Raw genomic sequence first — 14,025 nt, 5'->3', positions numbered from 1 at the left:
CCAGTCAACTGCAGGGGTGACGGGACACCTGGATGTTCCTGTCCTGCCGCGGGAAAGAACGCATGTAAGCAAACGTGTTCTGCATGCTAGGATGCCCTGGCACAACAAGAAGAATCAGCGTTAGGAACGATCGACAAGCATGACCGGCGTGTCATCCGCGATGCGTCGTCCACTCGAGGAGTCCGCACCATGAAGATCGGTATCCCGACCGAAACCCGGTCAGGAGAGACGCGCGTCGCCGCCACCCCCGAAACGGTCAAGAAGCTGTGTGCCTCGGGCGCGCAGGTCCTGATTCAGGCCGGCGCCGGGCAGGCCTCGCAATATCTTGACGACGCGTACGTGGCGGCCGGCGCGCAGGTTGTTCCCAACGCGGCAGACCTGTACGCCCAGGCCGATGTGATGCTGAAAGTGCAGGCGCCCGCTTCCGATGAACGCGCGCATCTGCGCCCGGGCCAGGTACTGGTCGGCATGCTGAACCCGTTCGACGCCGAGGGCCTGTCTGCCCTGGCCGCCACGGGCGTCACGGCGTTTGCGCTGGAAGCCGCGCCACGGATCACCCGGGCGCAAAGCCTGGACGTGCTCTCGTCACAGGCCAATATTGCCGGCTACAAGGCGGTGCTGCTGGCGGCCAATGCCTATGGCCGTTTCATGCCCATGCTGATGACGGCGGCGGGCACGGTCAAGGCTGCGCGCGTGGTGGTGCTGGGCGCGGGCGTGGCGGGCCTGCAGGCAATCGCCACGGCCAAACGGCTGGGCGCGGTGGTCGAAGCGTCCGACGTGCGGCCGGCCGCCAAGGAACAGATCGAATCGCTGGGCGCCAAGTTCATCGACGTGCCCTTCGAGACCGACGAAGAACGGGAGATCGCCCAAGGCACCGGCGGCTACGCGCGGCCGATGCCCGCGGCGTGGATGGCGCGCCAGGCGGGCCTGGTGGCCGAACGATGCAAGCAGGCGGACATCGTCATCACCACCGCCTTGATCCCGGGCCGCCCTGCCCCCGTACTGGTGTCCGAAGACACGGTCAAGGCCATGAAGCCGGGGTCGGTCATTGTCGACCTGGCGGTGGAACGTGGCGGCAACTGCCCCTTGTCGCGGCCCGACGAGGTCGTGGTCGCGCACGGCGTCACCCTGATCGGCTACACGAACCTGCCGGCCATGGTGGGCACGGATGCGTCCGCGCTGTATGCCCGCAACGTGCTGGATTTCCTGAAGCTGATCCTGGACAAGGAAGGCGCGCTGGCCATCCAGCGCGAAGACGAGATCGTGGCGGCCTGCATGGTGGCCGACGCCAACCGCGTGACAAGGAGCGCCTGATGGACCTGATCGATCACACCGTCATCAACCTGATCATTTTCGTGCTGGCGATCTACGTCGGGTATCACGTGGTCTGGAACGTCACGCCTGCCTTGCATACGCCACTGATGGCGGTGACCAATGCCATCTCGGCCATCATCATCGTGGGCGCGATGCTGGCGGCGGCGCTGACCGACACCACGCTGGGCAAGACCATGGGCGTGCTGGCCGTGGCGCTGGCGGCGGTCAATGTGTTTGGCGGCTTTCTGGTCACGCGCCGCATGCTGGAAATGTTCCGCAAGAAGGACAAGGCGCCGCGCGCCGCGGGCGGTGACGCCGGCAAGGCCGATGCCAAGGCCACTCCTTCCGCAGCGAAGGAGACACACTGATGCTCTCGCTCAATGTGGTCACCCTGCTCTATCTGGTTGCGTCGGTGTGCTTCATCCAGGCGCTGAAGGGGCTGTCGCATCCGACAACGTCGCGGCGCGGCAATGCCTTTGGCATGATCGGCATGACCATCGCGGTGTTGACGACTGGCGCACTGATCGCGCGGCTCAGCCAGGCGCCTGCGATCGGGCTGGCATGGGTACTGGTGGGTCTGCTGATCGGCGGCACGGCCGGCACGATCATGGCCAAGCGCGTCGAGATGACCAAGATGCCCGAACTGGTCGCCTTCATGCACAGCATGATCGGCTTGGCGGCGGTCTTCATCGCGATTGCCGCGGTGGCCGAACCGCATGCCTTCGGCATTGCCGCGGTCGGCACGCCCATCCCGTTCGGCAACCGGATTGAACTGTTCATCGGCAGCTTCGTGGGCGCCATCACGTTTTCGGGATCCGTCATTGCGTTTGGCAAGCTGTCCGGCAAGTACAAGCTGCGGGTGTTCCGCGGTGCGCCGGTGCAGTTTCCCGGGCAGCACCTGCTCAACCTGGCGCTGGGCATCGCGATGCTGGGCTGCGGCGCCTGGTTCGTGCTCACGCAAAGCTGGACGCCGTTCGTGCTGATGCTGGCGATCGCCTTCGTGCTGGGCGTGCTGATCATCATCCCGATCGGCGGGGCCGACATGCCGGTGGTGGTGTCGATGCTGAACAGCTACTCGGGCTGGGCGGCGGCTGGCATCGGGTTCTCGCTCAACAACCCCATGCTGATCATTGCGGGATCGCTGGTGGGATCGTCAGGGGCCATCCTGTCGTACATCATGTGCAAGGCCATGAACCGGTCGTTCTTCAACGTGATCCTGGGCGGCTTTGGTGGCGAAGCCGGCGGTGGCGCGGCGGCGGGCGAGCAGGTGCAGCGGCCGGTCAAGTCGGGCAGCCCCGACGATGCGGCCTTCATGCTGACCAATGCCGAAACGGTGGTGATCGTGCCGGGGTATGGGTTGGCCGTGGCCCGCGCGCAGCATGCGCTGAAAGAGCTGACCAGCAAGCTGGTGGCGCGCGGCGTGGACGTGAAGTATGCGATCCACCCCGTAGCGGGCCGCATGCCGGGGCACATGAACGTGCTGCTGGCCGAGGCCGAAGTGCCCTACGAACAGGTGTTCGAGATGGACGACATCAACAGCGAGTTCGGGCAGGTTGACGTGGTGCTGGTGCTGGGCGCGAACGACGTGGTCAACCCGGCGGCCAAGACGGATCCCAAATCGGCCATTGCCGGCATGCCGATCCTGGAGGCCTACAAGGCGCGGACCGTGATCGTGAACAAGCGGTCGATGGCTGCCGGATATGCGGGGCTGGACAACGAGCTCTTCTATCTCGACAAGACCATGATGGTGTTTGGCGATGCAAAGAAGGTCGTTGAAGACATGGTGAAGGCGGTGGAGTGACGGCCAGGGATGCTGCGTCCGTCACCCCCGGGCACCGGGGTGGCAGACAGCATGCCGGCCGCGGCGCGTTGCCGCGTATCACCCATCACACCTGCACATGTCCTTGCACTTGCCACACGCCACCGCCACCCGCTACATAGATCCGCCGGCCAGGGGCGTGCTGCACGGCGTAGCCCCCCGTAAAGTCGCCAAACGCCGGCAGCACCGCGGCGCCGTCATCGAACACGAAACCGGGCAGCCGCAGGCTGTCCCGCCCGCGCCCGCGCAGCACGAACACGGGGTGCTCGTGCCCGGCCAGCACGTAGTGCGTCGGGTGGCGCTGGGGATGGTGACACAGCGCCAGCGATCCCATCAGGAACGGCTCGTTCACGACCTCGAACTGCAGCGCCTTGGGCGGGTCGCCGGCACGGGCATCGTGATTGCCGCGCACCAGCGTGCACAGCAGGTCCGGATGGCGGGCGCGCCATGCCAGCAGCGTGTCGAAGGTCGGGCCGGTGGAACGGTGCACCTGGGGACCATGCAGAAAGTCGCCCAGGAAAACGATGTGCCTGGCCGGGTAAAGGTCCAGCAAGGCATCGATGCGTTCGACGTTATGTTGGGTCGTGCCGTGCGGCACGGGCTGGCCCAGCACGCGGTACGTGGCGGCCTTGCCGAAGTGGGCATCGGCAATCAGCAAGGTGCGCTGCGCGGGCCACCAGATGGCGTGATCGGCCAGCAGCCACAGGCGTTCGCCGTGGCAGTCGATCTCGACATGAACAGGAAGATTCAAAGCGGGCAATTCCAATACTAGGAGGCCGCGCGGCGCGTCTTGATGGGCGCGTCGGCGACCTGTTCGAGATTCTGGACCATGCGGGCTACGCGATCGGCCAGTGATTCGTTCGACAACTTCTCGCGGAAACGTTCCACCAGCAGCGGAAAGCCGAAGGGCGTCGGCCGTTCCAGCACGCGCAGGTCCAGTTCGCGTTCCCGCAGCCGCGCCAGCGTGTGCTGGAGGCGGGCAATGTCGAGTTCCTGGCTGAGCACCTCGCGTTCGGCCTGGGTCAACAGCAGGTTGCCCGGGTCATATTTGCGGAACACGTCGTAGAACAGTCCGGACGATGCCTGCACCTGCCGCATGCTTTTGGCCGCGCCCGGAAAGCCCTGGAAGATCAGCCCCGACACACGCGCGATCTCCCGAAAGCGGCGCTGCGCCAGTTCGCCGGCATTCATGCTGTCCAGGATCTCCTTGAGCAGGTCGTCGGGCAGGTCGGGCGGCGCCACACCGGCCGGCAAGCGCGTTTCCAGAATGCGCGGCAGGGCATTGACCCAGTCGACTGGCGTCGACGACAGCAGCTCCAGGCCGTAGTCGTTGACCGCCATCGAAAACGTGGCGGGCTGGATTTGCGCCGCGCGCCAGGCGAGCAGGCTGGCGATGCCCAGGTGCACATGCCGGCCCGCGAACGGATACAGGAACAGGTGCCAGCCTTCGCGCGACTTGAGCGTTTCGGCCAGCAGGCTGTGCGCTGTCGGCAGCGCCGACCACCGCTGCTGAATGTCGAGCAGCGGCTTGGCCAGGCGCAATTCCGGGCTGTCGTAATGGCCCTTGGACGCGGCTTCCAGCTGATCCACGACCGCGTCCGCCAGGGTGGACGACATGGGCATCTTGCCGCCATTCCAGCGCGGCACCGCAGGCTTGCGGGCCGACGCGCGCTTCACGAACGCGGTCATTTCGTGCACGCGCACCAGTTCCAGCACCTTGCCCGCGAACAGGAATCCTTCACCGGGCTTGAGCCGGGCAATGAAGCTTTCTTCGATGGTGCCCAGACGTCCGCCGCCCCCCTTGCCGGTCCAGTACCGCACCTGCATGCTCGCGTCGCTGACGATGGTGCCGACGCTCATGCGGTGCCGGCGCGCCAGGCGTGCATCGGGCACGCGCCACACGCCCGCATCGTCGGGCACCACGCGGCGGTAGTCGGGATAGGCGGCCAGGGACTCGCCACCCTGTCGGACGAAATCCAGGCACCACTGCCAGGATTCGCGCGACAAGGACCGGTAGGACCAGGCGCTACGCACTTCGTCGTACAGGTTGTCGGGCGTGAACCCGCCGCCCAGCGCGACCGTGACCAGATGCTGAACCAGCACATCCAGCGGCTGATCCGGCGCCGTGCGGGCTTCGACATGCCCTTCGCGCACGGCCTCGCGCGCCGCGGCGCCTTCGATCACTTCGATGCTGTGCGTCGGCACCAGGGTGACGCGCGAGGGCCGGCCCGGCGCGTGGCCGGATCGGCCGGCACGTTGCAGCAGGCGCGCGACGCCCTTGGCGGACCCGATCTGCAGGACCCGGTCCACCGGCAGAAAGTCGACGCCCAGGTCGAGGCTGGACGTGCACACCACCGCACGCAGACTGCCGGTCTTGAGGCCATCTTCGACCCAGTCGCGCACGGCTTTATCGAGCGAGCCGTGATGCAAGGCGATTTCGCCCGCCCATTCGGGTTTGGCGTCGAGCAGGGCCTGATACCAGAGTTCGGCTTGCGAGCGCGTGTTGGTGAAGACGAGGGTATTGGACGACGAGGCGATTTCGTTGATGACCTTGGGCAGCATGCGCAGGCCCAAGTGGCCGGCCCAGGCGAAACGTTCGACGGCGTCGGGGAGCAGCGTGTCGATGGTCAGGGTCTTGGGTTCCTGGCCGCGGACCAGCACCCCGCGATGATCGGGTTCAATGATGGCGGCATGTGTGCTGAGGGGGGCCGCCGGTGCGGGTGCGGCGTTTGCGCCCAGCAGCGTCTGCATCGCCTCATCAAGATTGCCCAGCGTCGCGGACAGACCCCAGACCTGCAATTGCGGGTTCCAGCGTCGCAGGCGCGCCAAGGCCAGTTGCACCTGCACGCCGCGTTTGTTGCCAAGCAGTTCATGCCACTCGTCGACGACGACCATGCGCACCGTGGATAAGGTGGCTTCCGCGTCATTGCGGGCGAGCATGAGCGACAGACTCTCCGGCGTGGTGATCAGCGCGGTGGGCAGGCGGCGGGCTTGGGCGGCGCGGTCGCTGCTGCCGGTGTCGCCGGTGCGCTGGCCGACGGTCCAGTCGAGGCCGAGCGCATCGACGGGCGTGTTGAGGGCCTTGTAGGTGTCGGCCGCAAGCGCGCGCATGGGTGTCAGCCAGATCACCGTGAGCGGCGGCGGGGGGAAGGCGCGGCTGCGGATGCGTGCGGGGGGTGGCGGTACGGCGACCGAGGTCGATGGCGCCGAGGCGGCGGCGTGCGCGGCGCGGCTGGCCGCGATGGCGCGCCGCATGGCCGACGACGCCGCGCGCATGATGGCGCCAGGATTCAGCGCGGCCTGGGTTTCCTGGTCGTCGATGGAGCGCGGTTCGCGGGTCTGCGCGAACACACGCGTATCGGAATCGGAAAGGGTGCCTGCGGAGAGGCTTTCGGCGTTGCGGGCGCTGACTTCTGCATTGCCGCCTTCGGCATTGCCACCTTCGGCATTGCCACCTTCGGCGTGGCCCGCGCTGCTGTCCGCAGTACTGCTTGCCTCGCTGCTCGCCTCGCTCCCTGCGCTGCTGTTTCTTTTACCGCCCTCCCTGCCTGCCGATGCTTTGTGCCCTGTCTTGCCGGGCGCCTTGCCAGCAGCCTCGGCGGCGGCGCGCGCGGCGGCTTCGGCGGCGGCCTTCTCCGCTCTTGCCTGAGTCCAGGCGGCATAGCTGCCCGGCCCAGGCGCGGCGGTGGATGCGGGTGCAGTGCTGCCAGCGACGGAGCCTGCACTGGCACTGGCACTGGCACTGGCACTGGCACTGGCACTGGCACTGGCACTGGCACCGACACCGGCACCGCCACCGGTACCGGCACCGGCAAGCGTGCCAGGCGCATCCGATGCAGCAGCTGCATTGCTGCCAGCGGCCGTGCCGGCGTTGCCTTGCGACTCCAGCGTCCCGCTTTCAAAAGCCGGGTTGGGCGCGCTCAGCCCAAGCGCGGCATCCAGGGCGCGGCGACGCGTGGCTTGCGAGCCGCGTCGGCGTTCGCGGGGCACGCGACGTGGCTCGGGCAAGGCACCGGACAACGACGATGACGCGCCGCCACGCTGGCCAGCATGTCCATCGTCCCCGCCGTCATCCGCGGGGTCGAGATTGACGCGCAGGCGCGCGGCGGCGCTACCCGCACTGCTGCCCGCATCGTCGGCGTCTTCCTCCCCATCCTCATCCTCGTCCAGCCCGGCTACCGCATCGAAATGCGTGGCTCGGGGCCGCTTGCGGGGCGCGGCCCCGTCTCCCGCCGGCAAGTCATCGTCCGACGCGACGTTATCCGCGTCCGGGGCCACATCTTGCGTCGCATCCAGCATGGGCGGATGCACCGCTCTCGCGCCAAATGCCAGCAGCGCCCCGAGCCAGATCGCGTAGGTTTTGCCGGCGCCCGTCGTGGCGTGCAACAGGCCGGACTTGCCATGGATGATCGCGTCCCACGCGTCCTGCTGGAAACGGAATGGCGACCAGCCGCGGGCCGCCATCCAGGGCGCAAGCAGCTTGGGCACGACACGGCGGCGCGCGCGCGGACGGGCAGCAGCCGACGGCGCGGCGCCCCCTTCCACGTGGACGGACGAGGCCTCGGAGGCAGCCGCAACCGCAGTCGATGACGGATTCAAAAATTTTTGAATCGCAGGCGCCTTGCCAGCAGTGACATCAGCGCCGCTTTCAACGACCTTTGCATCCGCTTCGTCAGCAACGCTCGATGTCCGTGCAGCCTTCCGGGTCCTGGACTTGGCGCCGTCTTGAACACGCCCCGCATCCGCATCATCAGAGACCCGTGCAGCCTTACGGACAGACGGCCGCCGCTTCGCCGCTGCCGCGCCATCCTCAGCCGCCCCGCTCGCGATGCCCGCCTTCTTTGTCATGACGGCAGCAGCGCGGACAGCGTCGTCAGCGTGTCCGCCTCTTCAACCGGCTTGTCGGTGCGCCAGCGCAGCATGCGGGGGAAGCGCACGGCGATGCCGCTTTTGTGGCGGGTGCTGCGGGCGATGCCTTCGAAGCCGAGTTCGAACACCATGGTCGGCTTGACGCTGCGCACGGGGCCAAAGCTTTCCAGGGTTGTCTTGCGGATGATGTTGTCGACCTTGCCGATCTCTTCGTCGGTCAGGCCGGAATATGCCTTGGCAAAGGGCACGAGCTTGCGGTCGGGGTCGCCGGGTTCGCCGTCCCACACGGCAAAGGTGTAGTCGGAATACAGGCTGGCGCGGCGGCCATGGCCGCGCTGGCCGTAGATCAGCACGGCATCAATCGTGAAGGGATCTATCTTCCACTTCCACCACACGCCCACGTCCTTGGTGCGGCCGACGCCGTAGTGGGCGTCGCGGGCCTTGAGCATCATGCCTTCGACGCCCAGGTCGCGCGATTGCTCGCGCAGGGTGGCCAGGTCGGACCATTCGGCGCCACTGAGCAGCGGGCTGGCGTGCAGGGCCGGATGCGGATGCGATTCGATGATGCGATCGAGCTGGGCGCGCCGCGCGTGCTGCGGCTGGGTGCGCCAGTCGACGCCGTTCCATTCCAGCACGTCGTACGCGAGCATGCCCACGGGGGCGTCGCGCAGGATCTTGGGGCCAAGCGTCTTGCGGCCGATGCGCTGCTGCAGGATCGCGAAGGGCTGCACCTTGCCGTCTTGCCAGACGACGATTTCGCCGTCGATCACGGTGCCGTCAGGCAGAGATTCGCCAATCGCCACCAGCTCCGGAAAGCGGTCGGTGACAAGGTCTTCGCCACGCGACCAGATCCAGGTCTGGCCGGCGCGCTTTACCAACTGGCCGCGAATGCCGTCCCACTTCCATTCGATCTGCCAGTTGGCGGGCGGGCCGAGCACGGTGGGAAAGGTCGCCACGTCGGCCTGCAATGGGTGGGCCAGAAAGAAGGGATAGGGATGGCCGCTGTGCTGGCGCAGGGATTCGTCGCCGCTTTCTTCGGCAATCAGTGCACGGAACATGTCGGCATCGGGGCGTGCCGACAGATCGGTGTAGCCGACCAGCCGCTGTGCAATGCGTTTGGCATCCACCCCGCTGACTTCGGCCAGCGCACGGGTCACCAGCAGCTTTGACACACCCACCCGGAAGCTGCCGGTGATGAGCTTGGTGCCGACCAGGCGGCCGCGCGCATCCAGCCGCGACCACATGTCGAGCAGCAAAGGGCGGGCCATGTCGGGCGCCATGCCGCGCAGGGGCAGCAGCGCTTCGGACATCCATTGGGCAAGGCCACGGTCTTCGCCATGGACGGACTCGGGCAGCAGCAGCGCGATGGTTTCTGCCAGGTCACCGACGGCGTGGTAGCTCTCGTCGAACAGCCATTCCGGAATGCCAGCGGCTTCGCGCGCGAATTCCCGCAGGAACTTGACGGGGATGATCTGCCGCGGCTTGCCGCCTGCCAGGAAGTACACGGCCCACGCGCCGTCTTCGGGCGGCACGGCGCTGAAGTAATCGGTCAATGCCTTCAGTTTGTTCTTGCTGGACGTGGTGCTATCGAGCGCGGTGTAGAGGTCGACAAAAGCTTTCATGACGAGGTGCCCGGGCCTTGCGCGGCGGCGTCATGCTCGGACGCAGGCTTGCCGACTTCAGTGGAATCGGAAGATGCGACGGCGTCTGGATCGGACGCAGGCTTGCCGTTTTCATTGGCATCGGAAGATGCGGCGGCGTGATGATGGGGCGCAGGCTTGCCGTCTTCCGTGGCGTCGGAAGGCGTGGTGCCGCCGGAAGGCGCGGCGGCCTCACCCAAGTCGATCGCCTCATTGGCGTCAGCCGATCGGTCCGGCGTGCCTTTGGCCACTGGCGCCTTCAATTCCGTCACCGCTTCCAGCACGTCGGACGGCGCGTTCAGGGCGAGCTCAGGCTGCGTGCCGGCTTGCACGCCGGCGGCTGCCTTGGCGCTTACGGCGTCGGCGGCTGTAGCGCCGGCAGCCCCAACACCAGCACGCCCATCACCAGCAGCCCGATCCCCGGCCGCACCAGCACCAGCAGCCCATTCCCCTGCCCCACCAGCACCAGCCGCATCCACGTCCGCCGCGGTATCCGACGCCGCACCGCCTGCCGGCTCGGTAGACCCCGCAGCCGGTTCGGCCGCCCCCGGTTCGCCGCCCGCCTGCGAGTCGTCTTCCTCGTCGCCATATTCCGTGGTGAACGACAGCGCTTCATACCCTTGCTCGGTCAGCCACCGCACCATCGGGCCCACGCTGCCGTGGGTGACATACACCGTCTCGGCGCCGCTTTCCTTGATCGCATACTGCAAGCCGGGCCAGTCCGCGTGGTCCGACATGACAAAGCCGCGATCCACGCCGCGCCGGCGTTGCGCGCCGCGCACCTGCATCCAGCCACTGGCAAAGCCATCCGAATATTCGCCGAAGCGGCGCAGCCACGGTGTGCCTTGCGCCGACGGCGGCGCCACAACCAGGCAACGCCGCAACAAGGCCTTATCTTCGATGTCCGTGACCTTGAACGCGGGCGGCAGGGGCACGCCGGCGGCGCGATAGGCGGTGTTGAGCGGATCGACGGCGCCGTGAATGACGATGGTGCCGATCGACGGATCCACGCCCGCGATCACGCGCTGCGCCTTGCCGAAGGCATAGGCGTAGACGACCGACGCGCGGCCGGCATCGGCGTTTTCACGCCACCAGGCGTTGATCTCGGCGAAGAGGTCTTCGTCGGTTTGCCAACGGTAGATAGGCAGACCGAAGGTGGATTCGGTGATGAAGGTGTGGCAACGCACCGGCTCGAACGGCAGGCAGGTGGGGTCGGTGCCGATCTTGTAGTCGCCCGACGCGACCCAGACCTCGCCGCGATATTCGATGCGAACCTGCGACGATCCCAGCACGTGACCGGCCGGGTGCAAGGAGATGGTGACGCCGTTGTGGACGACCTTCTGGCCATAGGGCAAGGCATCCAATGAGATCTCGCCCATGCGTGATCGCAGCACGCCTTCCCCTGGCGCGGCGGCCAGATAGTGGCGATGCCCGCGCCGCGCGTGGTCGGCGTGGGCATGGGTGATGACGGCACGGTCGACCGAACGCCACGGATCGATATAGAAATCGCCGGGCGGGCAATACAAGCCTTGCGGGGTCGCGATGACGAGATTCATAGGGTAGTCTCCCCCCCGGGGCGCTTCGCGCCTCCCCCAGAGGCAGCACTGGCGGACTGGCGAAGCCAGATCCGCTGTGCTCTTGTTGAAAACATGGGCTGTGGCATCGCCTGAGCACTTGATCTACGTGGGTGCGACTGGCGTCAAAACAAGCTGCTACGCCAATGTCTGCCCACGTACCAGGTTGGCTCAGCAGGAAATGCGCCCGGGGGGCGCATCAAGGAGTGAAAGCGGGAATGGCGCCGCTGAATTGCGCCCGGACCTGGCCCGTGGTGTGGGCCGGGACTTAGCCCGGAATTGGCCCGGAATTGGCCCGGAATTGGCTCGGAATTGGCCCGGAGTTAGCCCGGAGTTAGCCCGGAGTGGGCCCGGAATTGGCTCGAAACTAGCCTGCTGTCAGCCCGAAATCCGCCCAGCTTCAGCCCGGCTTTAGCCCGCGGCCAGCGCCGTATCCACCAGTTCGACCCAGTGCCGCACAGGAATTTTCGTTCCGCCCTGCAGGTGGGTCAGGCAGCCGATGTTGGACGACAGGATCATTTCCGGATCGCCGGCCTCGATGGCGTCGAGCTTCCGGCGCCGCAGTTCGCCCGCCATGGCTGGCTGCAGCACCGAGTAGGTGCCCGCCGACCCGCAGCATAGGTGGCTGTCGGTAAAGGGCTGCAGGGTCAGGCCCAGGTCGACCAGCAGCTTTTCGGTCACGGGCCGCAGGCGCTGCCAGTGCTGCAAGGTGCAGGGGGGATGGAAGGCCACGCGCCCGGTCGACCCGGCCGGCAGGCCCGCTGTGACGCGGGGTCGCAAGGCATCGGCGTGGGGCGCAATGATTTCGGCAATGTCGCGGACCATGTCGGACACGCGAACGGCCTTGCCGGAATAGACCGGATCGTGGCGCAGGTGGTGGGCATATTCGCGCACCATGGCGCCGCAGCCCGATGCGTTCATGACGATGGCGTCAATGGTGCCGGCTTCGATATCGGGCCACCAGGCGTCGATGTTGGCACGCATCTGGGTTTTGGCGCCGTCCTGGTCATCCAGGTGGAAGCGCACGGCGCCACAACAGCCCGATCCTGCCGCCACGCGCACGCCCACGCCGATGGCATCGAGCACCCGGATCGTTGCGGCATCAATGGCCGGGATCATCGCCGGTTGCACGCACCCGGCAAGGATGAGCACGTTGCGGGCATGTCTGGCCGCGCGAACGTTGCCCGCCGGCCGCCGCGTAGGCACCTTGGCGGCCAGCACGCCGGGCAACATGGGGCGCAGCGCCTGCCCGGCCTGCATGGCCAGGTTGAAGGCGGGCGACCCGATCATTTCCTTGAGCACCGCGCGCTTGAAACGGTCGGTGCGGGACCGGGGCACCCGTTCATTGACGATCTTGCGGCCAATGTCCACCAGATGGCCGTACTGCACGCCTGACGGGCAGGTCGATTCGCAATTGCGGCAGGTCAGGCAGCTGTCGAGATGGCCTTGCGTTTCGGCCGTGACAGGCTCGCCTTCCAGCATCTGCTTGATCAGGTAGATGCGACCGCGCGGGCTGTCCAGTTCATTGCCCGTGACCTGATAAGTGGGGCACGTGGCGGTGCAGAAACCGCAATGGACGCACTTGCGCAGGATCGCGTCGGCTTCCTGGCCGTCGGCGGTGTCTTTCAGGGATTCGGCAAGCTGGGTCTGCATGACAGTCGGTACGCCTTCGGCTCACAGGCCGGGATACATCCGCCCGGGGTTGAACACGCCCGAGGGATCGAATTCGTTTTTCAGGCGATGATGGATCGCCGCCAGGCCTGCCGTCAGCGGCTGGAATACCCCCACTTCATGCGCTTGCGCTTCGGAAGCCGCGCGAAACAGCGTCACATGTCCGCCCAGGTCGCGTACCTGCGCACGCATCGGCCGGGCCAGGTGCGGGCCGGTCAGCCATCGCTGCGCGCCGCCCCACTCGATCAAGGTCGGCCCGAGGTTCAGTGCGGGCGTGGTCGACGGCACCGACACGCGCCACAACGGACAGGCCGTCAGGAACGGATGGCGATGGTCCCGCAAGGCGCGCCAGAAGACGTCGCCATCGTCCATCACATCGCCGCCGATCCGGGCACGCGCCGCCGAGACCGCCGCCGTCGAACCCGACAGCCGCACGCTGAGCAAGCCGCCTTCGGTGCCCTCGCCAACCCACGCCGTGCCGCTGATGGGCAAGGGCTGCCCGGCCCATTGATTCATCGCGTGCAGCGCCTGCGACTCGGTCATCGGCAAACACAAGGTGGTCTCGACGGCAGGCCGCGGCAGCACCTTCAGGGACACGTCGAGCAAGATCCCCAAGGTACCCAGCGACCCGGTCAGCAAACGCGACACGTCGTAGCCCGCCACGTTCTTGATGACCTCGCCGCCAAAACGCAGCACCCTGCCCTGTGCATCCATCATTCTTACGCCCAGCACGTAGTCCCGCACGCCGCCCGATGTGGCCCGCCGCGGACCGGCCAGGGCCGCCGCGACACATCCACCAATGGTGGCGCCCACGGCAAAGTGCGGCGGTTCAAACGCCAGCATCTGGTGACGGCTGGCCAGTTCGGCTTCCAGGTCGGCAAGCCGCGTTCCCGCACGCGCCGTAATGACCAGTTCAGTGGGCTCATAGCTGATGATCCCGGCATAGCTGGACATGTCCAGCACGCTGGCCCCCTTGGGCGGCGGATTGCCGTAGAAGGTCTTCGTGCCGCCCCCGCGGATCGTCAGCGGCTTGCTTGCCGCATTCGCAAGGATCACCCTTGCACGCACATCGGATAACAGGACATCCATAGCAACGCGTGGCCAAAAAGAAAGCAGCGCGCCCCACCGGCACGCTGCA

General features: G+C 66.9%; 8 protein-coding genes and 1 pseudogene. 3 read left to right on the top strand and 6 right to left on the bottom strand.

Annotation, left to right across the window (positions count from 1 at the left end; translation table 11 throughout):
- Positions 1-189: 189 nt before the first annotated feature.
- From HD883_RS22465 to HD883_RS22455, 3 genes are read left to right on the top strand one after another with little or no spacing between them, the layout of a single operon-like run.
- Positions 190-1,314 (top strand): Re/Si-specific NAD(P)(+) transhydrogenase subunit alpha, encoded by a 1,125-nt coding sequence (locus tag HD883_RS22465; RefSeq protein WP_179589196.1) that lies wholly within the window; start codon positions 190-192, stop codon positions 1,312-1,314.
- The gene (locus HD883_RS22460) at positions 1,314-1,682 is read left to right on the top strand and encodes an NAD(P) transhydrogenase subunit alpha (RefSeq protein WP_179589195.1); all 369 of its coding nucleotides are present in this window, start codon (positions 1,314-1,316) and stop codon (positions 1,680-1,682) included. The genes HD883_RS22465 and HD883_RS22460 overlap by 1 nt, the downstream gene beginning before the upstream one ends.
- Entirely contained in the window at positions 1,682-3,115 is a 1,434-nt protein-coding gene (locus HD883_RS22455; protein WP_179589194.1) for an NAD(P)(+) transhydrogenase (Re/Si-specific) subunit beta, read from the top strand. Before HD883_RS22460 ends, HD883_RS22455 begins: the two co-directional genes overlap by 1 nt.
- Positions 3,116-3,200: 85 nt before the next feature.
- Here the strand turns inward: HD883_RS22455 and pdeM are convergent, their stop codons facing one another.
- The 6 genes and pseudogenes from pdeM to glcE form a co-directional block, all read right to left on the bottom strand.
- A complete protein-coding gene (gene pdeM / locus HD883_RS22450; protein WP_179589193.1) occupies positions 3,201-3,884 on the bottom strand; it encodes a ligase-associated DNA damage response endonuclease PdeM in 684 nt (227 codons plus the stop codon).
- A gap of 17 nt (positions 3,885-3,901) precedes the next feature.
- Positions 3,902-7,597: a ligase-associated DNA damage response DEXH box helicase gene (locus HD883_RS22445; RefSeq protein ID WP_179589790.1), complete on the bottom strand. Its 3,696-nt coding sequence runs from the start codon at positions 7,595-7,597 to the stop codon at positions 3,902-3,904.
- A 380-nt stretch (positions 7,598-7,977) separates the two neighbouring features.
- Positions 7,978-9,624, bottom strand: coding sequence for an ATP-dependent DNA ligase (locus HD883_RS22440; RefSeq protein ID WP_179589192.1), 1,647 nt, complete (start codon positions 9,622-9,624; stop codon positions 7,978-7,980).
- 548 nt (positions 9,625-10,172) lie between these two features.
- Positions 10,173-11,198: pseudogene (locus HD883_RS27820) on the bottom strand (ligase-associated DNA damage response exonuclease); the annotation flags it as partial.
- Positions 11,199-11,627: 429 nt separating this feature from the next.
- Positions 11,628-12,869 carry a glycolate oxidase subunit GlcF gene (gene glcF, locus HD883_RS22430; RefSeq protein ID WP_179589190.1) on the bottom strand — a complete coding sequence of 414 codons (1,242 nt, stop codon included), beginning with the start codon at positions 12,867-12,869 and terminating at the stop codon, positions 11,628-11,630.
- Between the two features lie 21 nt (positions 12,870-12,890).
- Positions 12,891-13,976, bottom strand: a complete 1,086-nt coding sequence (gene glcE, locus HD883_RS22425; protein ID WP_179589189.1) for a glycolate oxidase subunit GlcE — start codon at positions 13,974-13,976, stop codon at positions 12,891-12,893.
- Positions 13,977-14,025 lie beyond the last annotated feature (49 nt).

The organism is Pigmentiphaga litoralis, assembly GCF_013408655.1.
GTDB classification, from domain to species: Bacteria; Pseudomonadota; Gammaproteobacteria; order Burkholderiales; family Burkholderiaceae_B; genus Pigmentiphaga; species Pigmentiphaga litoralis_A.
Note: the sequence above shows the minus strand (reverse complement) of the source record. Positions and strands in the feature narration are given on the sequence as shown.

Bases quoted from the DNA above. Each gene is read 5' to 3' on its own strand.
- HD883_RS22465 (WP_179589196.1), top strand. From the start codon at position 190: ATGAAGATCGGTATCCCGACCGAAACCCGGTCAGGAGAGACGCGCGTC.
- HD883_RS22460 (WP_179589195.1), top strand. From the start codon at position 1,314: ATGGACCTGATCGATCACACCGTCATCAACCTGATCATTTTCGTGCTG.
- HD883_RS22455 (WP_179589194.1), top strand. From the start codon at position 1,682: ATGCTCTCGCTCAATGTGGTCACCCTGCTCTATCTGGTTGCGTCGGTG.
- HD883_RS22445 (WP_179589790.1), bottom strand. From the start codon at position 7,597: ATGGCGGCCCGCGGCTGGTCGCCATTCCGTTTCCAGCAGGACGCGTGG.
- HD883_RS22440 (WP_179589192.1), bottom strand. From the start codon at position 9,624: ATGAAAGCTTTTGTCGACCTCTACACCGCGCTCGATAGCACCACGTCC.
- glcF (WP_179589190.1), bottom strand. From the start codon at position 12,869: ATGCAGACCCAGCTTGCCGAATCCCTGAAAGACACCGCCGACGGCCAG.
- glcE (WP_179589189.1), bottom strand. From the start codon at position 13,976: ATGGATGTCCTGTTATCCGATGTGCGTGCAAGGGTGATCCTTGCGAAT.